This window comes from Spirosoma knui (genome assembly GCF_054780635.1).
The window spans coordinates 68,585-88,447 of record NZ_BAAGVY010000006.1; the positions used below are offsets into that span (position 1 = coordinate 68,585).

A 19,863-nucleotide genomic window follows, 5' to 3' on the forward strand; every position below is an offset into this window, starting at 1 on the left:
AAACCTACGTAAAATTTGGGAGCCGTAAAAACAACGAGGCCTGCCGACAGTAAACTAGTCGGCAGGCCTGCACGATCTTGTTAAGCTCTAAACGATGGCGTCGATCAGCGCGGTTACTATGGATACGACAAAGCTAAAGAGTAAGGCAGCAATGAAGCCTGTTACGTGAAAGCCGCTGACCAAATAATCGGTTAAATAGACCATCAATACGTTGATTACCAACAAAAATAACCCAAGAGTCAAGATGGTAATGGGTATGGTCAGTATTGTTAAAATTGGTTTGATAAACGCGTTTAACAGACCGAGCACAATGGCTACAATCAGGTAGGTACCCGCTCCACCGGTTACCGAAACGCCAGGAATGAATAAGCTGGCCACGTAAACGGCCACGGCACTAATAAGAATTCGAATGATGAGACCCATGAAAAGCTTGAGGTTTGGTGAGCAGCGCTGCCCAGATACCTTCGTGATACCTGACAACACCGAACAAACCCCAAACCCGGAGCTATTGTTTATGGTGACGGCTTTGCAACACCGCCAGAATATCGTCGAGGTTAATATTCTTATGCTCCAGCAGGACTAAAAAGTGATACAACAGATCAGCCGCTTCCCCCTTGAACAGGTCGTCGTTGTCATCTTTCGCTTCGATAACCAGCTCAACGGCCTCTTCGCCTACCTTCTGCGCAATCTTATTGACGCCCCGGCTAAACAGCTTCGCCGTGTAAGAACCCTCGGTTGGATTTACTTTTCGCTCGTGGATAATGTCTTGCAAGTAATTCAGGAATTGGCCCTGTCCCTGATTTCGTTCATTGAAGCACGTATCAGCGCCTGTATGGCATACCGGACCGGCGGGACTAGCTTTTATTAACAGTGTGTCGCCGTCGCAGTCGACTAGGACTTCGCTAACGTGCAGGAAGTTATTGGAGGTTTCGCCCTTTGTCCAGAGCCGCTGTTTGCTTCGGCTGAAGAACGTGACAATATTCTCCGCGAGGGTTTTGTCGTAAGCCTCACGATTCATATACCCCAACATCAGAACCTTGCCGGTTACTTTGTCCTGAATAACGGCGGGTACAAGCCCGTCGGGAGATTTATCGAAATTAATTTCGGAATTCATGCTGTAAAGGTAAGCCGCTACGCCCGAATCGTCTGCACAAAAGCCTGAATGCTCTCCGGCGAAGTGCCATGTTGCTCCAGATGACGAATAAAGGCGCTACCGACAATGGCTCCGTTCGCGTATTGGCAGGCCGTATCAAACGTATCGTGATTGTTGATGCCGAAGCCAATCAGACGAGGGTTACGCAGGTCCATGGCCTGAATACGCTCGAAATACGCCCGCATCGGCTCACTGATTCCTTTGACCGAACCGGTAATGCTCGCCGACGAAACCATGTAAATAAACCCATCTGACTCCGCATCGATCATGCGGATACGTCCTTCCGACGTTTGGGGAGTAATCAGGTTAACGTTGACAAGGCCGTATTCCCGGAACGTTGACGCATAATCAGACAGGTATAAATCCAACGGCAGGTCCGGCAAAATAACGCCGTCTACGCCTACTTCGCGGCAGGCCCGACAAAAGTTTTCAATGCCAAATTGCAACACCGGGTTGATGTATCCCATTAGCAGAATGGGTACCGTGACTGGATTGTCGGAGTCCTTCTGCCGACAATGAGCTAACTGCGCAAACAGCGTCTTCAGCGACATGCCGTTTTCCAGAGCGCGACCGTTGCTTTGCTGAATGGTTTCGCCATCGGCAACCGGGTCTGAATAAGGCATCCCGATTTCAACCAGATCAACACCAGCGGCCTGCAAACCACGTAACACGGTCACGGTATCGCCGAGGTTCGGAAATCCGGCAGTAAAATATACATTTAAGATCCGCTCGCTTTTCTGAGCAAACAGATCCGTAATACGGTTTTGGGTCAGTTCCTGTGTCATAAGTAACGCGGGCCGCGTCATTTACAAATACTTTGAATACGTGCTTAGGTCTTTATCTCCTCGGCCAGACAGGCACACGACGATCACATCGTCGGCACGGAGGTTCATTTTGGGAAGAGCGGCCAGGGCGTGGGCCGATTCCAGAGCGGGAATGATGCCTTCAAGCTTGCTAAGCTGAAAACCGGCCTGCAACGCTTCGTCATCGGTGATGGCATAAAAATCACCCCGACCCGAATCGAACAGGTGCGCGTGAAGCGGCCCGATTCCGGGATAATCCAACCCTGCCGAAATTGAATACGGCTCCGTTACCTGTCCATCTTCAGTTTGCATCAGAATGGTTCGGCTACCGTGCAAAACGCCCGGTTTACCCAACGCAGTCGTTGCCGCCGAATGACCAGACGTAACGCCTTGTCCAGCGGCTTCAGCAGCTACCAAACGTACCAACGGCTCGTTAAGATAATGGAAGAATGCCCCAGCAGCGTTACTACCACCACCTACGCAGGCCACCACGTAATCTGGGTTCTCCCGACCCGCTTTGGCCAGAAGCTGCTTGCGGACTTCCTCCGAGATGACCGACTGGAAGCGGGCTACCATGTCTGGATAAGGGTGGGGACCAACCACTGAGCCAATAATGTAGTGCGTATCAACCGGGTTGTTGATCCAGTGCCGCATAGCTTCGTTGGTCGCATCTTTAAGCGTCTGACTACCCGACGTAGCTGGAACTACCGTTGCGCCGAGCATCCGCATCCGGTCGACATTGGGTTTCTGGCGTTCCATGTCGATACTGCCCATGTACACAATGCACTCTAAACCCATCAGGGCACAAACGGTGGCCGTTGCTACACCATGTTGTCCGGCTCCGGTTTCGGCCACAATGCGCTTTTTGCCGAGACGCTGTGCCACCAGAATCTGACCAATGGTGTTATTCACCTTATGGGCACCCGTGTGGCAAAGATCTTCGCGTTTTAGGTAGATGGTTGCACCAATTTGATCAGACAGGCGCTTCGCCAGAAACAACGGTGTTGGCCGACCTACGTAATCTTCAAGAAGTTGCCAGAACTCAGCCTGAAATGACGGGTCGGCAATGATTTGAAGATAGTTCTGACGAAGTTCTTCAACGTTTGGGTAGAGCATTTCGGGAATAAATGCTCCGCCAAAGTGGCCATAAAAGCCTTTATCTGATACCCCGAAGGAGGTAGTTGGTTCAACTGTGGTTTGCATTGTAATCAGTGCTTTACTAATCGTAATCCTAACGCAGGTAAGTGATCAAAATCTTTGTCGGTGGTGTGCAGTTCCATATCCAGGTATAAGGCCGTAGCCGCTATCCAGAGATCATTCTTACCCATGTTACGGGCGGAGGAGTAGAGAGGAGCCGTTTTGAGTTTGCCTTGACTGAACGCATCAACTTGTGCATAAACCGGAATAATCAGCGGCTCTAGATCAGCAATCGGATAACGATCAACCAGGTATTTTACAAAATCTATCTTTTGAGCACCCCAGTCTGCTTTTAAGGAGAAGGCTTCTAGTTCACCGACAACTACTATTGGAATGATAGTTTGAACAGGTGGTAAGCTTCTTTTACGAATGTGATCGATTAAAATATTTGTGTCATAGATCATACTTCACCTCTATCTCCCTCGGCTAATAACTCATCCATACGCCGGTTTTCCTCTTCGGTGAACTCCGGAAACTCCCGTAAGAACGGTTCTCGTATTGCAGTAGCTTCTAGAAAGCGCTCAGCGCCCCAGCGTTTAATATCGCTGGGTTTATAAACGTTCAACTGCCCTTTTTTCATGGGCGGAATTTCATCGTCAATGTGCTTCGTCGTTTCCATTAGCGTTGTCGTTTCTGGTTTAACACAACTGACTATGGCGTAGTTGCAGTTAACACTACACTGCTTCTTCCTCTTCGATTGGCCGTAGGCGAGTGATGAGTTCTTTTACCTTGACAACGTCTTTTACACCCGGCGAGGTTTCAACCTGACTGTTAACATCGACGCCGTACAGCTTCATGCCTTTCAATTGGGCGAGCTGATCGAGGTTATCCAGGCCAATGCCGCCACTGATGAAAAATGGCTTGTCGTTATCGTACCGACTCAAAATACTCCAGTTGAACGTTACGCCATTGCCTCCCGGCTGATCTCCCTTAGCGTCGAATAGAAAGAAATCGCACTGCGCTTTGTAGTTGTTTAACATCGAAAAGTTAAACGACTCGTCGACCCGAAATGCCTTGATGATGTTGATGCCTCTATTCCGCAGGCTCCGACAATATTCAGGCGTTTCGTTACCATGCAACTGCACGTATTGAAAATCATACTTCTTTACGTTCCGCAGAATGTAATCCGGACTGGCGTTTACAAACACGCCGACTTTACGAATCGAACGGGGTAAGGCTTTCACCGCATCAACATCCAGATCATCACCGACGAAGCGGGGCGATTGATCGTAGAAGATGAACCCAACGAAGTCAGGACCAAGGGCGGCAATCTCTCTCAGGTTGTCGGCATCACGCAGACCGCACACTTTGATTTTCATGAGGTAAACGAGTTTGTAAAGGTGGGCATTTGATCTTTAAAATCGGTTACCAGTGCAGCCAGGGCCGCAGCCGGGTCTTGGGTTTTCATAAACGCTTCGCCAATCAGGAAGCCATCAAAGCCTGCCTTGAACAGCGTAATCATGGTAGCAGCATCATGCAGTCCGCTTTCGGTGATTTTGGCGAAGGTGTCCGGAATGCGCTCGACCAACCGGAGCGACGTATCAACGGAAGTCGTAAATGTTTTAAGATTTCGGTTGTTAACGCCAACCAGATCGACTGTATGGGTCAGCGAGCGATCTAACTCCTCTTCATCGTGAACTTCCAGCAGTACCTGAAGCCCCAAGTTTTGCGCTTGTTGACTAAAGTCTGCTACTTCTTCGGGCGTAAGGCAGGCGGCAATGAGTAACACCAGGTCAGCACCCCACGCTTTTGCTTCCAGTAGCTGATACGTATCGACAATGAAGTCTTTACGAAGAATCGGTGTTCCAGGGTTGGCCAGACGGGCGGCTTGTAAGTCGGCAGGTGTTCCTCCGAAAAATGGCTCGTCGGTCAAGACAGAAAGCACCGCAGCTCCGGCCTTAACGTAACCCTGCGTAGTCGCAGCGACGTCGGCCTGATCGTTGATGATGCCTTTGGAGGGTGATTTACGCTTAAACTCCGCAATGATACCCGTTGACCGGAAATCCTGAACGGCATCTCGCGCAGAGATTGGCGGCCGTTTGAAGTCAGGCATTTGTTCTAACACAGACGTGGGTGTAGTTTCCTTACGCTGGGCTACTTCTATTCGCTTCTGAGCAACAATCTGATCTAAAATTGTCATATTCTAAAGGTCATTAACCATCAGCAGCGGCTGACAACAATGACGAGTAATGACTACGAATAACGTACTAACCAATTAACTTCTTAAAACTCATCAACGCCCGTTTGCTTTCCAGCGACTCACGCGCCATCGCTATGGCTTCCTCCGGTCCCTTTGCTTTCCCGGCGGCTAACAGCGCCATGCCCGCGTTCGCTAGAACAGCCTGCTTTTGCGCTGAGGTTGCTTCGTCGTTGAGCACGTTCATAAATATCTGCGCTGACTCGTCTAACGTTTGGCCTCCGGCCAGTGCTTCCGGCGTCAACGTTTCCAGACCTAGCTGCTCAGGTTCAAGTACTTGTTCGGTCTGGTTACTGATTACTTTGAAGGCGCCTGTCAGCGAAATCTCGTCGTAACCATCCAGCCCGTGCAGAATCATGAACTGCTTGTCTGTCTGCTGATAAAGGTACGCATATAATCGCGCCAATTCAAGACTAAACACCCCAACGAGCTGCTTTTGAGGCTTCGCCGGGTTGATCATCGGGCCGAGTACGTTGAAAAATGTTTTAACGCCAAGGTCTTTCCGAATCGGCGCTACGTTCTTCATAGCCGGGTGAAACAACGGCGCGTGCAAAAAGCAGATACCCGCGGTCTCCATTTTGCGCTGAAGCTCACCCACATCGTTCGTAAACGTATAGCCAAGCCGTTCCATGATGGTCGACGACCCAACCAGTGATGACACGCCGTGATTACCGTGTTTGGCTACGCATTGACCCGCGCCAGCGACTATAAACGACGAAAGGGTTGAGATGTTGAACGTATCTTTTCCGTCGCCACCGGTGCCACAAAGGTCCATCGGGTCGTAAGCTGCCAGATCAACCGGAAGGCATAGCTCTAGCATGGCGTCGCGGAAACCTTCGAGTTCTTCAAGCCGTAAGCTCCGCATCATGTAAACCGTCAGAAACGAGGCAATCTGGGCCGCGTTGTATTCACCCCGGCCAATGCCTAGCAATACTTGTCGGGCCTGGTCTTTCGTGAGGTGTTTGTATTCGAATAAGTGATTTAGAATTGCTTTCATAGTCAATTAGTGAATGAGTGATTGAGCAAATGAGTGAATGTTGAAATTTCGCTAACTCACTCATTCGCTCAACCACTGGAACGCCAGCCCGGTCTTTATTTTTTTAGCCAGTTTTCGAGCATTTTAACGCCGTTTTCGGTTAAAACCGATTCGGGATGGAATTGCAGGCCGCGGACATCGAAGCGAGTGTGGGCTAAGGCCATAACCCGGCCATGTTCGTCTACGGCGGTAGTTTTAAGCTCGGCAGGCATCGAGTCTGGCACGACTGTCCAGGAGTGATACCGACCTACGGTTAACTCTTCGGGCACGCCAGCGAAAAGGGGCTCGCCAGGGTCAGTAACGGTGGTTCGGTGGGCAACGCCATGCAGTACGTCACCCAGGTTTTCGAGTCGTGCGCCATATACTTCACCGATTCCCTGGTGGCCAAGACAAATGCCTAATATGCTTTTCGTTGGGCCATACTCGGTCACCAGGTCCTGCATAATACCGGCTTCGGATGGAATCCCGGGGCCCGGCGACAGCATGATTTTGTCGTATTGAGCAACGGATTCCAGCGCTATTTTATCGTTACGAATTACGTCGGGCCGTTGCCCTAACTCCCGAAGAATGTAAACGAGGTTGTACGTAAACGAATCGTAGTTATCTAAAACGAGAAGTTTCATAGTTTAAAGGGAACAGGGAGGAGCGGGAAGAAAGGGACGAGGGGAAGTACCTTCTCCCGTTCGTCTTTTCCTTCCTTTTCTCCGTTACAATGTTTTTGCTTGTTCAATGGCCATCCGCAGAGCGGCTAGCTTGTTGTGTACTTCCTGAAGTTCGCTCTCCACAACTGACTTGGCTACTACGCCAGCACCCGCCTGGTAATACAACGTATTATCTTTACTCATAAACGTTCGGATCATGATGGCGTGGTTGAACTCACCGTCGAAACCCATGTAGCCGATGCTGCCCGAATAGAAGCTGCGGCTTAAGTTTTCGTAGCGGTCGATCAACTTCATCGCCATGTGTTTGGGCGCTCCCGAAAGCGTGCCCGCCGGGAAGGTTTCGGCTACGATCTGTAATGGGTCGGCCGTTTCGGTTAAATCGCCGACAACCTTCGAAACCAGATGAATAACGTGCGAGTAGTACTGAACCTCTTTGAAGGTTTCGACTTTCACGACGTCGCAGTTGCGGCTTAGGTCATTACGTGCCAGATCAACCAGCATAACGTGCTCCGCCGACTCTTTGGGGTCATCATACAGCTTTTGCGCAAGCTCAGCGTCCCGAATATCATCCCCGGTGCGCCGGAACGTACCGGCAATGGGGTAGATGGTGGCTTTACGATCTTTCACCACAATCTGCGATTCGGGCGACGAACCAAAAAGCTTGTAGTTGCCGTAATCGAAGTAAAACAGATAGGGAGAGGGATTCAACGATCGTAATGCACGATACACGTTAAACTCATCACCAATGAAGGGGGTCGAAAACCGGCGGGATAGAACGATCTGGAATACGTCACCGCGCTGGCAGTGGTCTTTACCTTTTTGGATAACCGCTCTGAACTCGTCGTCGGTAAAGTTGGATTGCTCGGGTCCGGCCGGGCTAAACGAATACGTAGGGTAATTGCGGCCCGTGATCAGATCACTGATGTAATCTAATGTGCTTTCTGGCTCTGCTTCACCCTCACGCAGATAACTGTGCTCGAATAAGTACAGTTCATCTTTGAAATGATTAATGGCGAGTACGTAGCGATAAACCGTAAAAACGGCAGCTGGGATTTGATTCTCAGTAGGTACAGGGGCCTGTAAATTTATGTCTTCAAAGCCCTGCACAGCTGGATATCCAAAATAGCCAAACAAGCCATTGGTGATAAAAGGGAAAGGTGCTTTTTCGTGTTGGAAGCTATCCTTGAAGGTCTGCAAAGCCTCGCGCATCCCGTCAACGGGAAGCTCGTTGGTTTGCTCTGTTTCGTTAGGTAACTGAATGGTTAGCCGTCCGGCTGAACCCGGCTGGACAACGTAGGAGAATTTGGCAACGGGATCAAACGCGATGTAGGAGAAGCTGTTGTCGTTACCGTGGTAGTCGGAGCTTTCGAGCAGAATGCTGTTCAGGAAGCGGTCGCGGATGCGCAGGTAAATACTAACCGGCGTAATGATGTCGGCCAGCATGCGCTTGTGGCGGCTGATAACGCGGTAGGTGGTTGAAGGGGCACTAGTAGTCATTGTATGGTTGTTAAATGGTCATTTAATAATCATTTGCCTGTTGTCATCTGGCTGGTCAACGGAAAATAGACGACAAAAAATAAGGCTCACCGGGATGACGGTGAGCCTTGTATATGTTTGCTGGTGAACAACAATAGCGGCAACCCTCATCCCCAATGAGAAGAGTGCCACCACCAAATCATGTTGTTAACCGAATTTTTCATTGTCTTCAATAATCTCGGACGTAGGCTACTAGATTCTGTTTCTTGTCGGGGTGGCGGGATTCGAAGGCGAACGCGCCCCCGGCCACAACCCCTATATCCCGAACATAGGCCGCTAATCCTGTTCTTGTCGGGGTGGCGGGATTCGAACCCACGACCTCTACGTCCCGAACGTAGCGCGCTACCAGGCTGCGCTACACCCCGAATGGTAGGCAAAGGTAATGGCTTTGTTTATGTCTGAAAAATTAAGCGCTAATTTTTTTTGTAATGAAGGCCACCAGCTTATCCGGTGTCTCCCATGGCAGTAAGTGACCCGCCTTTGGAACAACAGTCACTGTGGCGGTTTTAAGGTAGGGAAGCACAAGCTCATGTTGTACGTCAGGCGGTAGGGCCCGATCTTCGCTCCCAACAATAATGTGCACCGGTACGTCGATACCAGCCATACGTTCCGAAATATCTTCTAAACTGCCCGCCGTTAGCCAGGCCATCCAGGCGGGTTTGGCCGTTCGTAAGTCGTCGGCGATAATCTGCTCCCGAACGGCTTTGGATACCTGCGCTTCGGTTATGTTTTTGAGGGTCTCTTCGGCTCCCGGACGCTGGCCATAGGTCGCGATTAACTTTTGCCGCTCATCATCTGGTATGGGTTCGGGAACTGGGGGCGAGGGTGACACCAGTATCAGTGACTGAAGCCCCGAAGGCTGACGGGCGGCCAAAGCCAGTGCCACTTTTCCACTCATCGAATGGCCAACCAGAACGTAGCGCGTTACGTTAAACTGACTAATAATCGCTGTTACGTCATCGGCCATATCATCAACGGAGAATGTCGTATGAGCTGGAAAGCCGCCCTCGGGCTGCGAGTCGCCAAAACCACGGAGGTCTACAGCAAGGCAGCGGTAGTACCTGGATAGATCTGCCGTTACGTGCTGCCATTCCAGGGCCGAACCCCCAAAATAATGCAGGAAAACAAGCGTTACGGGACCACTACCGCTTTCGAGTACGTTCAGCGGAATGCCGTTAATGGGTGTTGTCATTAAACGTTTACTTTTAAACGAGCGGGCTGATCCGTCATCTCCAGCATTTCGCCGTAAGGAACGATGGTTATCTGACCGAATTCTTTTAGCAAGTCTTTATACGCCTGGGCAACGGGCCTGGGTTTACGGTTTAAGTCGTACAGACCGCAGGCATTCACATTGTTGTTTAGTTCGCCTAGCTGCGAATCCCAATCAATTTGATCAATCAGGCTGTACCACGTAAATCCAAGCACGGGAACGCCGTCCTGACGCATGCGCAGGACGTTTGTCCACTGCTTGTAGAGCCAGATTGGTGCCTGATCGGCTTCAAACACATTCGTTTCGGTGTGCATTACAGGCATGTGGTACCGCTCGTAGTAGTCTCTCGTGATTTCGTACCAGCCCAGTACGTCCATTGAAATTTTGATCGACCCATCGGGCAGCTTGATGCGTTCGTTACGTCCGTAATAATCGTTGCCCATGATTTGGTAGCCGGGCGGTTTGCCCACCATAAACCAGTTGTATTCTTCCCGCGTCAGGCCGTTGTCCATCATGTACATAGCTACTGTTGCCGAAGGCGGATTTGCGTACAAGAGGTCGAGCGAAAGAAAGCGAAGTTCGTTATCGAGGGCAGTTTGGGCAGAGGGAGTTGCGCAAAGTTCATGCGTATACTCAGCGCTTTCACTCTGCACGATAACGCAGTCGTTCCGGTACTTGGCAATTTGCTGATTGCCCATAATACTGGCGGCTGCGCAGTGTTTCAGGGCCGTAACGAAGCCGTGGTCCGTTTTCAGCTGTTCATTCCAGATGCCGTCTCTACCGCTGATACGTGCTGTTACGTAGATTTCGTTGACGGGCGTATAGTAACGAACCCAGGGATAACGCTCGGCAACGGCTCCGGCGTATTCCGCGAAGTGAACGGGAAGCTCAGGGTTTTGAAAGTTGCCGATCCAGTCCGGCACGCCAAAGTGCATGAGATCCAGTATCGGGACGATGTCTAAGCGCTTAATTTCGGCCATGACCTCATCCGCAAAGCTCCAGTCATACTGGCCCGGCCCTTTTTGGATACTGTAATAGGGGAGGCCGTAGCGAAGCACCTTAAGCCCCATTTCTTTAACAAGGCCTAAATCTTCGCGCCAGCGGTCATAGTGGCCGCACTCCCGGAGCTGGTCGCGCCGGACAGTGCCGTTCTGAATCGTTGGATACGAGCACTCTATACCTGTGGCGAACATGAAGTTACTAGGGTTGGTATCGGGTAAACCGCTGCCATTATGACCCCGAGCTCCCCCGAACTGGTCACCATCGTAGTCACCGTTGCCGAAGTGCTTTTTGATATTATCTAAAAATCCGTGTTTAGCCATGCTGCTGGTTATTAATCCGCCTGCCGAACCGACGAACCGGTCGGGGTGACACTGAACGCGGTCATGAAAATTGGTAGTTAGTTGTCCAGTCGCTTCTGCCGCGCCAGAAATCGGTCGGCGGTACGTAGCGACAAGGCCATAATGGTTAGGGCAGGATTAACGCTTAAGGCACTCGGAAACGTTGAATTGTCGCTGATGTATAAGTTCTGAATATCGAACGACTGCCCCTCGGCATTGACAACCGCCCGATCCGGATCGTTTCCCATCCGGCAGGTGCCGATAACGTGCGCATTTCGTGGAAATGCCCAGACGTGTTTAGCGCCCGCTGCGGCCCATACATCGCGCATGATTTTGTCGGCATGAGCTGTCATCCGTTTTTCGTTCTCGCCATTCGAGAAGTATACACGAGGTTTGGGTAGACCACGGTCGTCTTTTTCGTCCGACAACTCCAGGTAATTGTGTTCGTACGGCAGGCAATCGCCCAAAATGTTGATACCTGCTACGTGGTTGTACGCTAAAGCGGCTCGTTTTAGATCCTGTCCCCAGAGTTTTCGGGCCCGCACCAGTTGCGACAGATACGTAACGGGCATAACCCCAATGGATTGCAGCAGATACCCCCCGGCGAAGTCGGCGTTGGCAGGCCTATGCGTATCTTCTGAAATTATTGCCCCCGGTATGCCTTTGTACGGACGCACATCTTCGTCAAACTCGCCCCAAATTTGCAGAGCGGTGTGAGCCATGATGTTACGGCCAACCTGACCACTGCTATTCGCCAGGCCGTTCAGTAGCAGCAATCTGGGGGTCTCTACCGTACCAGCACACAGAAAAACGTATCGGCACCGCTGACGTTCTTCCTGTCCGTTACGTATGTAAACGACTTCGCTGATTCGTCCCGAAGAATCTTTTACCAGTTGCGTTACGAAGCTTTCGGGACGAATTTCAGCGCCGTAATGTATGGCTAGCGGAATGTACGTTACGTCCATACTCGCCTTGGCACCCGTGTTGCAGCCGGCCTGACAGAATCCCCGGTTTGTGCAGGCGGGGCGGTGGCCAACACCTTCCCGGTAGTAACCGGCGGATAGCGCTGCGTTTGCTGCCGGAGAGGTTTTAATGCCTAACTCCTTACAACCGCGTTCCATCAACTGCCCTGCTCCATTAACCGGTAGCGGCCCAAGGGCATAGGCCTGTTTTCGAGCGGGCCCCCACGGATACTGCGCCGGACCAGAAACGCCTAAAAAGTGCTCAATCTCGTTGTAATAAGGCTCAATGTCGTTGAAATCAATAGGCCAGTCTTCGCCCACGCCAAATTCGGTGCGGATGCGAAGGTCGTCGGGTTGGACACGGGGCGTGTACGCGGTATAATGCAGGGTAGAGCCTCCGACACCCGTGCCTGAATTGTTATTACCAAAGGGTAACGGATCGGTACCGGCGCTCAGGCGTTCGTCGTTCCAGAATAGTTTCGACTGCGCCCGCTCATCGGTAGGGAAGTCGTCTATGGGTTTCCAGCGCTTACCCGCTTCCAGGGCAACCACCTTCAAACCGGCTTTGGCCAGACGCGCCAGTAAAGGAGCCCCACCTGCGCCCGTACCAATCACAATGGCGTCGACGCGTTCATGAATTGAATACTGCTGCATTATGTAGTAGGGTGTGATTGACCAGCTGATAAGGGTCTCGGTTCGTGGTCGTCCAGTTGATTCAGGCCAATTCGTTGCCAGCCAGGTACGTCGGCCATAGCTACGCAGCCAATCTCCTCCTGCGCCAGTGGGTGACTGTAATAATTTTCAACCGCTTCGGCCAGTAACTCCTCGAAGAAGCGTTCGGCGGGCAACCCTTCCCAGCTCATACCGGTGCTTTGCGCTGTCTGAATACTAGTCAAAACCTGGTCTTGCTGCTCGGAGGACAGTTGCTGAAAAGGTTGCTGAAACAGAGCCATCGCTGTTTCAGCAACGCCTTTCAGGCCCAGGCGATAGGCATCGCGGTCGGGCGGCATCGTGTCGTACCGCCATCCATTCGATTCGTTTTGAGTTAGCCGTTCGTCGATGCCACCGGCCAGATCAATGTATACAGGCCGATCCTGCTGCGGAATCAACCGGTCGCAAATGGCCTGGAGTAAGGCAAATTCATCCGCCGAAAAGAACTGCGGCTGCCTTTCTGGCAAGTTTATCCGGTCCGTCAGGGCCTGACGCGTAGCCGCCGTAACATGATCGGAAGTAAGCAGGGTACGTACCGTGCCAGCGGGATAGTATTCGGTCGGAATCATGTCTAACCGAGTTTGCCGCCAGTCACCTCTACAATGCTGCCGGTCATGAAACTACCGTCGCTGGAGGCCAGCATCACATAAGCCGGGGCTAGTTCTTCGGGTTGGCCGGGTCGGGCCAGCGCCACTTCGTGACCAAAGTTCTTAACCTCGTCCTCGGGCATCGTTCCTGGAATATTCGGTGTCCAGACAGGACCTGGCGCTACGCAGTTCACCCGAATGTTACGTTCGCCCAGTTGAATGGCCAGCGATTTTGTAAAGGCATGAATAGCGCCCTTTGTGGCACAGTAATCAAGCAGGATCGGGTTGCCGACGATACCGACAATACTACCCGTATTGACAATGGCATCCCCTTCGTGTAAATGGGGTAAGGCAGCCTGAGCCATGAAGAAATAACCCAGAATATTCGTGTCGAACGTTCGCCGGAGTTGTTCTTCGGTAATGTCCTCCAGCTTTTGCTGCGCCATCTGGTAAGCCGCGTTGTTGATCAGGATATTTAGTTTACCATACGTATCGACCGTTTGCTGAACGGCTTGCGCACACTGGGCTTTCTGGCGAACGTCGGCCTGAATGACTAGGCATCTGCGCCCTTTCGACTCAACCAAGCGCTTCGTGTATTTGGCGTCGTCGGTATTTTCGTTGTAGACAATGGCAACATCCGCCCCTTCCATCGCAAACGCAATAGCGACGGCTCGGCCGATACCTGAATCGGCACCAGTAATGATGGCCACCTTATCGGTAAGCTTGCCCGCTGGTTTGTAGTTCGATAAGTCACTGTCGGGGGCCGGGTCCATGTCCGACTGGCGGGCCGGATAGGGGAGTTGCTGACCGGAAATGTCTTCGGCTTTGGGCCGGAATTCAGATTCATTCATCGCACCTTGAGCAAAGTAGTGAGTAACAAAAGCTAATGCTGATGGGTAACTGGCTGTCGCATTATTTTGTTGAACACTCCGCTGAAGAAGTCTGATTTACGGGCTATAGACTCTTTAATAAGGCTGTATGAATAGCAGTACGTCTGCAATAGTCAATCTGGCCCGATCAAGCCAGATTCAATGTAAGATTGCCACTTTTGGTATAGCGGATTTCCTCCTCGGCCAGCATTTGCTTTACGGTTTCGGCCAGTATATCCGCGTCGGTTTGTCCGAAGTAGTGCGCGAGCTGCCTGGGCGAAACGCCCGGTCCGTTGGCCAGGGCAACGTACTCCCGGACCTGTTCACGTACCCTGGATGGTACGGCTTCTGCTTTTTTCTTCTTTTTGATGCAGTTGTCGCAGATACCGCAGGCTTCGCCGGGTTTCTCGCCGAAGTAAGCCTGCAACAGTCGGGTACGGCACTGGGTCAGGTGCTCAGTATAAATACTGGCTGCCTGCACCTTACGGGTGGCTAACTCCTTCCGACGGTTTAGCTCCTGGATGTTTATGGGTAGCGTTGGCGCATCGAAGCGGGGTGTCAGAAAGGTAAGCTGGGGTTTGTCCTTCTGTTTTTCGTAAATCACTACGTTCCGCTGGTGAAGCTGCTGGAGCAGGCTTTCGATCTCGTTCTGATTGATCATGTACGCCCGCGCCAGTGCCGACTCCGAGATTGTAACGAAATCAGTAAACAGTTCGCCCCCGTACATCCTCAGGGTCAGCTTCAGAAATGAATCGAAGCGCGGATTCAGGACCTGAAATTCATAGAGCTGGCGGTTATCTAAGACAAAGGACAACCGGGACGGATGAAAATAATTCTCGGTGAGCTGAATGAATCCTTCCAGTTGGAGCTGTTTAAGGGCGTAATGGGTTTCCTGCGGAGGCAACTTGAACGTATGCGCGAAGGCGTTTAAATCAAAGTCGTAACTGGTGAACTCACCTCCGCCCACGGGCACGGCCGTATAATTCGCCACTGCCTGATACACCCGCCGAAGCATGTCGACGGGCTGATAAAGCTGCTCGGTTCGGTAGTGCAGGTTTTCCAGATCGGCTTTCGTATACAGCAGCACAGCATAGGCCTTATCACCATCGCGTCCCGCCCGCCCGGCTTCCTGGTAATACGCTTCGAGCGAATCGGGTACGTCGAGGTGAACAACGACGCGGACATCAGGCTTGTCGATGCCCATCCCGAACGCATTGGTGGCGACCATCACGCGGATTTGATCCTGTATCCAGGCGTCCTGCTTTTCGGCTCGCTGCTGGGTCGATAAACCGGCGTGGTAAAAATCCGCTGAGATTCCTTGCCGGGACAGCCACTGGGCAATCTGCTGGGTTTGTCGTCGGCTCCTGACGTATACGATACCGCAGCCCGGCACCCGTTGCAGAATACGAAGCAAACGGGCCTCTTTGTTTTCTTCCAGTACGGCCGAGTACGATAGGTTCGGGCGGGCAAAGGTCTGGCGAAATACCGGAACCGGGCTTCCGTCGCTGGTACGAAGGGCCAGTTTTTCCAGAATATCCGTCTGTACATCGGGCGTTGCCGAGGCCGTTAGCGCAATAACGGGCGTATCGGGAATCAACTCGCGAAACTCCGCGATCTGAAGGTAGGGCGGCCTGAAATCATACCCCCAGGCCGAAATGCAGTGGGCTTCGTCAACGGCCAGCAAACAGACAGTCATCTGCTTCACCCGCTCGATAACGATCTCGGTCCGTAAGCGTTCCGGCGATACGTACAGAAATTTCGTATTGCCGTAGATGCAGTTGTCGAGCGTCGTGTCAATTTCGCGGTAGTGCATGCCCGAGTAAATGGCCGCAGCCGGAATACCGCGTTTACGTAACTGCTCGACCTGGTCTTTCATCAACGCAATCAGGGGCGTTACCACGATGCATACACCTTTCATAGCTAGGGTCGGCAGCTGGAAACAGATCGATTTCCCGCCCCCGGTTGGCATCAGCACAAGCGTATCCTGCCGGGCCAGCACCGTATTGACCACATCCTCCTGCATGGGCCGGAAGGCGGTATATCCCCAAAATTGCTGTAAAATCTGCCGAACAGTCACGATAGGTAATGGAACGTAACGGGTTAACGAATGCCGCGTTCTTTCCAGTTCACGCGTTTTCTCTTATGCTAACCCCTGCGTTACAAATCAGGTTCTGTCTGCGAATTTACAACGGTACGTAGACAAATTGGATCATAAAGCGGTTTAGACTTGGAAAGCAATTCGAATACGTAATCTCAATCCTTATGATTCAGAAAGTTATCAAGTCCGACGAAGAATGGCGTAGCATCCTGACGCCTGAGCAATACCGGGTGGCGCGTGGCAAAGGTACCGAACGGCCCTTCTCGGGCGAATACTGCGAAGCTCACGACCCTGGTCTGTACGCCTGTGTGTGCTGCGGAACGGAGCTGTTCGAGTCGACAACCAAGTTTGAGTCGGGCACGGGCTGGCCAAGTTTTACCGAGCCGATCGACGAGGAGCGCATCCGACTGGAAAGCGATTACAGTTACGGCATGTCGCGCGTGGAGGTGCTGTGCAACGTCTGCGATGCGCACCTGGGTCATGTATTCAACGACGGACCTCCACCAACCGGTCAGCGGTATTGTTTGAACTCGGTTTCGCTAGTGCTCAAACGTACGGCGGATGCAAACTAAATTTTGGTTGTTTAGACTCAATAAACTGCAACAAACGGCCGTACCGGTACGTATACAATAAGCCGGAGGCCGTTTCAGTAAATCGAACAATTCGTTATTGACCATCCGATTAGACAACCGGCGATTTTGTAACGCTGAATTCCAACTCTCAACACGTTCTGCACAACTTCTACTGTCTGTATGCTTTTTGTGAAATCGCCAGTGCATGTGCTGGTACTGGGTCTATTGCTGGCTGGGATCGTTGGCCCTGACTCGCTCGTGCTGGCGCAAAAAACCGGTAATCAGGAGTCGGCTTCGTCGGCAACGTATCGGCACTTTGTCCGGCAGATGCACGTAGTGGCGGCTCCTAAAACCATCTGCTACAAAACGGAGCAGAACGCCTTTACCCAGATACCCGCTCCCGAAGCGTTTATGAAGGCCCGGAAAAATGCCAGGGCTCGCGTAGCGCCTACTTCGCAGTTTATTGTTACGTACTCGGGCTTTACGGCCGAAGCCCAGGCCGCCTTTCAGTACGCCGTTGATATCTGGTCTAACCTGCTGGTGTCTTCGGTACCCATCCGGATTCAGGCCAACTGGACGCGTCAAAGCCCTGGTGTCTTAGGGTCAGCCGGGCCAACCGATTACCGCCTTGCTCCCGATGGGGCGCAGAAAAGTACGGGCTTCTACGCCATTGCGCTGGCCGAAAAAATTGCCCGTCGTCAGTTGAACAACCCCAACGATCCTGACATCTCGGCCGATTTCAACCAGAACAACAACTGGTATTTTGGTACTGACGGCAAAACGACCGCCGGGCAAACCGATCTGGTTACGGTCGTCTTGCACGAGATTGGGCACGGACTGGGCTTTATCGGTTTCTTTGGCGTGAGCGGCAACCTGGGTCAATACGGTGCGGGTCTGCCTGCGGTCTACGATCACTTCATCGAGAATAACCAGGGTGAACGGCTGGTCGTATCGACGGATACGTATCCAGATAACTCGAATGCGTTATACCGCCAACTGACGGGAAACAACCTGTTTTTAAACGGCCAAATTCTGCGGCAGCGGACCGGCCAGCGGGCCAAACTGTTTGCACCGTCCAGCTTCGATGCAGGGTCGAGTATCTACCACCTGGATGAGAATACGTATCGTCGGGGAGACACCAACTCGCTGATGACGCCCCAGCTGGCTAATGCCGAAGCGATACACTCACCCGGTCCGCTCGTGCTTAATTTCTTCTCCGATATGGAGTGGAAAAACACCTCCGTCCTGCACGACAACGATGCGCTGGTTACGGCCCTTGGCGAAGACATTCGAGACGTAGACTTTCGAACCCGGATTCTTAGTGATACGACGTTAGTGGAGGGCTCGGTTCGATTTTTTTACCGGAAAGGCGCTCCTAGCGGACGAGACACTCTGTTTACGGCCGTAACCCCAACGCGTGTGGGTGCAACGGATGAGTATAGTTTTGTGCTGCCAGCGGCTCAGGCGCAGGGCGACATCTGGTACTACTTCCAGGTGCAGGATGCCTCAGGCCGTACGTTCAGCAACCCCGGTAAGCTGCCAAATGGCGCACAGACGTATCACCGCCTGCAAGTGGGTCCCGACAACATTCCGCCCCTTATCCGCTACAGTCCACCCAAAAATTTCATTTATACAACCGCTGTAGCCGATAGCCTGCCCATCCTGGTCAATATTTCGGACAACCGACCGACTGGCATTGACACGGCTTACGTGGAGTACCAGATCAATGGAGTGGTGCAGCCCAGCCTGACGCTACGGTATAGCCAGGCTACGCAGGTGAGTGACGACAGTCTGTCGTTCAGCGCCCTGTACCGAAATCGACTTGATTTTCCGGCAAATTCGTTAAAAGCAGGCGATGTGATCCGATACCGAATTGTTGCGCGAGACTCATCGCGCGCCCGAAACCAGGCTGTCAGTCCGGCAACGGGCTTTTACGAACTGACCGTAGTGCCCTTATTGGCTCCTCAACGGGAATACGCCAATAACTTTCAGAGCCCGACAACCGCCAGTGACTTTGTCAGCTACGGGTTCAGCATTACGCAACCCGCTAATTTCAGCGACCCGGCGATCCACTCCGAACACCCGTACCGAAATGGCAGCAGTTACGCCTACGAGAGTAACTACGAAATAGTGCTGCGAACACCCATTCAGGTCAAAAACAATCCGGACAGCACGGTGATTCGCTTTGATGAAATTGTGCTGGTGGAGCCAGGCGAGGCTGGTAGTACGTTTGGCAGCGCTGATTTCTATGATTATGTAGTTGTAGAAGGCTCCAGCGACAACGGACGAACCTGGCGACCGCTAGCCAATGGCTATGACTCAAACGCGAACGCCGACTGGCTGGCGGCCTATAACCGCAATACGACAACCGGTTCGCAAAACGACCGAAACTCAACGACTGTCGGCATTCCCAGCCTGTATAAACCCAGAGCCATCCCTATTTTGCGTACGGGCGGTGCCTTTCGGGCGGGCGATCAAATCCTGATACGTTTTCGCCTGTTTGCCGACCAATTGTCTCACGGCTGGGGATGGGCCATTGATAACTTACGCATTCAATTGCCCCCTCCATCGCCGGTCCTGGCTACAGAACCCACCAGCGTTGGGCGATTTACGGTGTATCCTAACCCGGTTAGTAGTGGTGCGGTACGTATCGACGCTGATTTTGCTAAGCCCGTGTCAGAAGCTGGCCTAACCATCACGAGCGCAGCGGGTCAGCCACTTCGGCAGCAGACACTCCGGGTAGGAGGGGTCAAGCTTAGCGAACAGCTGGACATGAGTCAGTTGCCAACGGGTCTTTACTTCCTTAAACTCCAGGCGGGCGATGCTGTGTTAACGCAGAAAGTGATTATTGGAAAGTAATACGTTAATGGGCCATGCAATGAGGAGGAAAGACGTTCTTCATTGCATGGCCTATTAATTGTCGCTCTTGA

19 protein-coding genes and 1 tRNA gene are annotated in these 19,863 nt (G+C 52.1%); 2 read left to right on the top strand and 18 right to left on the bottom strand.

Features of this window, described 5'->3' with window-relative positions; all coding sequences use genetic code 11:
* Nucleotides 1-87 precede the first annotated feature (87 nt).
* From ACYVIY_RS14305 to ACYVIY_RS14390, 18 genes are all read right to left on the bottom strand, one after another.
* Entirely contained in the window at nucleotides 88-423 is a 336-nt protein-coding gene (locus ACYVIY_RS14305) for a phage holin family protein (RefSeq protein ID WP_460977043.1), read from the bottom strand.
* 82 nt (nucleotides 424-505) lie between these two features.
* Complete coding sequence (gene hisIE, locus ACYVIY_RS14310) at nucleotides 506-1,114, bottom strand: bifunctional phosphoribosyl-AMP cyclohydrolase/phosphoribosyl-ATP diphosphatase HisIE (RefSeq protein WP_460977044.1); 609 nt, start codon at nucleotides 1,112-1,114, stop codon at nucleotides 506-508.
* A gap of 17 nt (nucleotides 1,115-1,131) precedes the next feature.
* Nucleotides 1,132-1,938 carry a tryptophan synthase subunit alpha gene (gene trpA, locus ACYVIY_RS14315; protein ID WP_460977045.1) on the bottom strand — a complete coding sequence of 269 codons (807 nt, stop codon included), beginning with the start codon at nucleotides 1,936-1,938 and terminating at the stop codon, nucleotides 1,132-1,134.
* Between the two features lie 21 nt (nucleotides 1,939-1,959).
* Entirely contained in the window at nucleotides 1,960-3,159 is a 1,200-nt protein-coding gene (gene trpB, locus ACYVIY_RS14320) for a tryptophan synthase subunit beta (protein WP_460977046.1), read from the bottom strand.
* Nucleotides 3,160-3,164: 5 nt separating this feature from the next.
* Nucleotides 3,165-3,557, bottom strand: coding sequence for a type II toxin-antitoxin system VapC family toxin (locus tag ACYVIY_RS14325; protein ID WP_460977047.1), 393 nt, complete (start codon nucleotides 3,555-3,557; stop codon nucleotides 3,165-3,167).
* On the bottom strand, nucleotides 3,554-3,772 hold the full coding sequence (locus ACYVIY_RS14330) for a hypothetical protein (protein WP_460977048.1): 219 nt from the start codon (nucleotides 3,770-3,772) through the stop codon (nucleotides 3,554-3,556). Before ACYVIY_RS14330 ends, ACYVIY_RS14325 begins: the two co-directional genes overlap by 4 nt.
* A 55-nt stretch (nucleotides 3,773-3,827) precedes the next feature.
* Nucleotides 3,828-4,472 carry a phosphoribosylanthranilate isomerase gene (locus ACYVIY_RS14335; protein ID WP_460977049.1) on the bottom strand — a complete coding sequence of 215 codons (645 nt, stop codon included), beginning with the start codon at nucleotides 4,470-4,472 and terminating at the stop codon, nucleotides 3,828-3,830.
* Nucleotides 4,469-5,293, bottom strand: a complete 825-nt coding sequence (gene trpC / locus ACYVIY_RS14340) for an indole-3-glycerol phosphate synthase TrpC (RefSeq protein WP_460977050.1) — start codon at nucleotides 5,291-5,293, stop codon at nucleotides 4,469-4,471. The genes ACYVIY_RS14335 and trpC overlap by 4 nt, the downstream gene beginning before the upstream one ends.
* Before the next feature lie 67 nt (nucleotides 5,294-5,360).
* Nucleotides 5,361-6,347: an anthranilate phosphoribosyltransferase gene (gene trpD, locus ACYVIY_RS14345; RefSeq protein WP_460977051.1), complete on the bottom strand. Its 987-nt coding sequence runs from the start codon at nucleotides 6,345-6,347 to the stop codon at nucleotides 5,361-5,363.
* 95 nt (nucleotides 6,348-6,442) lie between these two features.
* Nucleotides 6,443-7,009 (bottom strand): anthranilate synthase component II, encoded by a 567-nt coding sequence (locus ACYVIY_RS14350; protein ID WP_460977052.1) that lies wholly within the window; start codon nucleotides 7,007-7,009, stop codon nucleotides 6,443-6,445.
* Between the two features lie 84 nt (nucleotides 7,010-7,093).
* Entirely contained in the window at nucleotides 7,094-8,545 is a 1,452-nt protein-coding gene (locus tag ACYVIY_RS14355) for an anthranilate synthase component I family protein (protein WP_460977053.1), read from the bottom strand.
* A gap of 330 nt (nucleotides 8,546-8,875) precedes the next feature.
* A tRNA-Pro gene (locus tag ACYVIY_RS14360) sits at nucleotides 8,876-8,949 on the bottom strand.
* 41 nt (nucleotides 8,950-8,990) lie between these two features.
* Entirely contained in the window at nucleotides 8,991-9,776 is a 786-nt protein-coding gene (locus tag ACYVIY_RS14365; protein ID WP_460977054.1) for an alpha/beta fold hydrolase, read from the bottom strand.
* Nucleotides 9,776-11,116, bottom strand: a complete 1,341-nt coding sequence (locus ACYVIY_RS14370) for a family 1 glycosylhydrolase (protein WP_460977055.1) — start codon at nucleotides 11,114-11,116, stop codon at nucleotides 9,776-9,778. Before ACYVIY_RS14370 ends, ACYVIY_RS14365 begins: the two co-directional genes overlap by 1 nt.
* A 77-nt stretch (nucleotides 11,117-11,193) precedes the next feature.
* On the bottom strand, nucleotides 11,194-12,750 hold the full coding sequence (locus ACYVIY_RS14375) for a GMC family oxidoreductase (RefSeq protein WP_460977056.1): 1,557 nt from the start codon (nucleotides 12,748-12,750) through the stop codon (nucleotides 11,194-11,196).
* Nucleotides 12,750-13,376 carry a gluconate 2-dehydrogenase subunit 3 family protein gene (locus ACYVIY_RS14380; protein WP_460977057.1) on the bottom strand — a complete coding sequence of 209 codons (627 nt, stop codon included), beginning with the start codon at nucleotides 13,374-13,376 and terminating at the stop codon, nucleotides 12,750-12,752. Before ACYVIY_RS14380 ends, ACYVIY_RS14375 begins: the two co-directional genes overlap by 1 nt.
* A gap of 2 nt (nucleotides 13,377-13,378) precedes the next feature.
* Nucleotides 13,379-14,245 carry an SDR family oxidoreductase gene (locus ACYVIY_RS14385; protein ID WP_460977058.1) on the bottom strand — a complete coding sequence of 289 codons (867 nt, stop codon included), beginning with the start codon at nucleotides 14,243-14,245 and terminating at the stop codon, nucleotides 13,379-13,381.
* A gap of 166 nt (nucleotides 14,246-14,411) precedes the next feature.
* Nucleotides 14,412-16,340 carry a RecQ family ATP-dependent DNA helicase gene (locus ACYVIY_RS14390; protein WP_460977059.1) on the bottom strand — a complete coding sequence of 643 codons (1,929 nt, stop codon included), beginning with the start codon at nucleotides 16,338-16,340 and terminating at the stop codon, nucleotides 14,412-14,414.
* Nucleotides 16,341-16,525: 185 nt separating this feature from the next.
* Between ACYVIY_RS14390 and msrB the strand changes: the two genes are divergently transcribed.
* Nucleotides 16,526-16,933, top strand: coding sequence for a peptide-methionine (R)-S-oxide reductase MsrB (msrB, locus tag ACYVIY_RS14395; protein ID WP_460977060.1), 408 nt, complete (start codon nucleotides 16,526-16,528; stop codon nucleotides 16,931-16,933).
* A gap of 180 nt (nucleotides 16,934-17,113) precedes the next feature.
* On the top strand, nucleotides 17,114-19,792 hold the full coding sequence (locus ACYVIY_RS14400; protein ID WP_460977061.1) for a T9SS type A sorting domain-containing protein: 2,679 nt from the start codon (nucleotides 17,114-17,116) through the stop codon (nucleotides 19,790-19,792).
* Nucleotides 19,793-19,863 lie beyond the last annotated feature (71 nt).

What these genes read in the sequence shown, in the direction of transcription:
- ACYVIY_RS14305 (WP_460977043.1), bottom strand. Translation starts at nt 423, where the DNA reads ATGGGTCTCATCATTCGAATTCTTATTAGTGCCGTGGCCGTTTACGTG.
- hisIE (WP_460977044.1), bottom strand. Translation starts at nt 1,114, where the DNA reads ATGAATTCCGAAATTAATTTCGATAAATCTCCCGACGGGCTTGTACCC.
- trpA (WP_460977045.1), bottom strand. Translation starts at nt 1,938, where the DNA reads ATGACACAGGAACTGACCCAAAACCGTATTACGGATCTGTTTGCTCAG.
- trpB (WP_460977046.1), bottom strand. Translation starts at nt 3,159, where the DNA reads ATGCAAACCACAGTTGAACCAACTACCTCCTTCGGGGTATCAGATAAA.
- ACYVIY_RS14325 (WP_460977047.1), bottom strand. Translation starts at nt 3,557, where the DNA reads ATGATCTATGACACAAATATTTTAATCGATCACATTCGTAAAAGAAGC.
- ACYVIY_RS14330 (WP_460977048.1), bottom strand. Translation starts at nt 3,772, where the DNA reads ATGGAAACGACGAAGCACATTGACGATGAAATTCCGCCCATGAAAAAA.
- ACYVIY_RS14335 (WP_460977049.1), bottom strand. Translation starts at nt 4,472, where the DNA reads ATGAAAATCAAAGTGTGCGGTCTGCGTGATGCCGACAACCTGAGAGAG.
- trpC (WP_460977050.1), bottom strand. Translation starts at nt 5,293, where the DNA reads ATGACAATTTTAGATCAGATTGTTGCTCAGAAGCGAATAGAAGTAGCC.
- trpD (WP_460977051.1), bottom strand. Translation starts at nt 6,347, where the DNA reads ATGAAAGCAATTCTAAATCACTTATTCGAATACAAACACCTCACGAAA.
- ACYVIY_RS14350 (WP_460977052.1), bottom strand. Translation starts at nt 7,009, where the DNA reads ATGAAACTTCTCGTTTTAGATAACTACGATTCGTTTACGTACAACCTC.
- ACYVIY_RS14355 (WP_460977053.1), bottom strand. Translation starts at nt 8,545, where the DNA reads ATGACTACTAGTGCCCCTTCAACCACCTACCGCGTTATCAGCCGCCAC.
- ACYVIY_RS14365 (WP_460977054.1), bottom strand. Translation starts at nt 9,776, where the DNA reads ATGACAACACCCATTAACGGCATTCCGCTGAACGTACTCGAAAGCGGT.
- ACYVIY_RS14370 (WP_460977055.1), bottom strand. Translation starts at nt 11,116, where the DNA reads ATGGCTAAACACGGATTTTTAGATAATATCAAAAAGCACTTCGGCAAC.
- ACYVIY_RS14375 (WP_460977056.1), bottom strand. Translation starts at nt 12,750, where the DNA reads ATGCAGCAGTATTCAATTCATGAACGCGTCGACGCCATTGTGATTGGT.
- ACYVIY_RS14380 (WP_460977057.1), bottom strand. Translation starts at nt 13,376, where the DNA reads ATGATTCCGACCGAATACTATCCCGCTGGCACGGTACGTACCCTGCTT.
- ACYVIY_RS14385 (WP_460977058.1), bottom strand. Translation starts at nt 14,245, where the DNA reads ATGAATGAATCTGAATTCCGGCCCAAAGCCGAAGACATTTCCGGTCAG.
- msrB (WP_460977060.1), top strand. Translation starts at nt 16,526, where the DNA reads ATGATTCAGAAAGTTATCAAGTCCGACGAAGAATGGCGTAGCATCCTG.
- ACYVIY_RS14400 (WP_460977061.1), top strand. Translation starts at nt 17,114, where the DNA reads ATGCTTTTTGTGAAATCGCCAGTGCATGTGCTGGTACTGGGTCTATTG.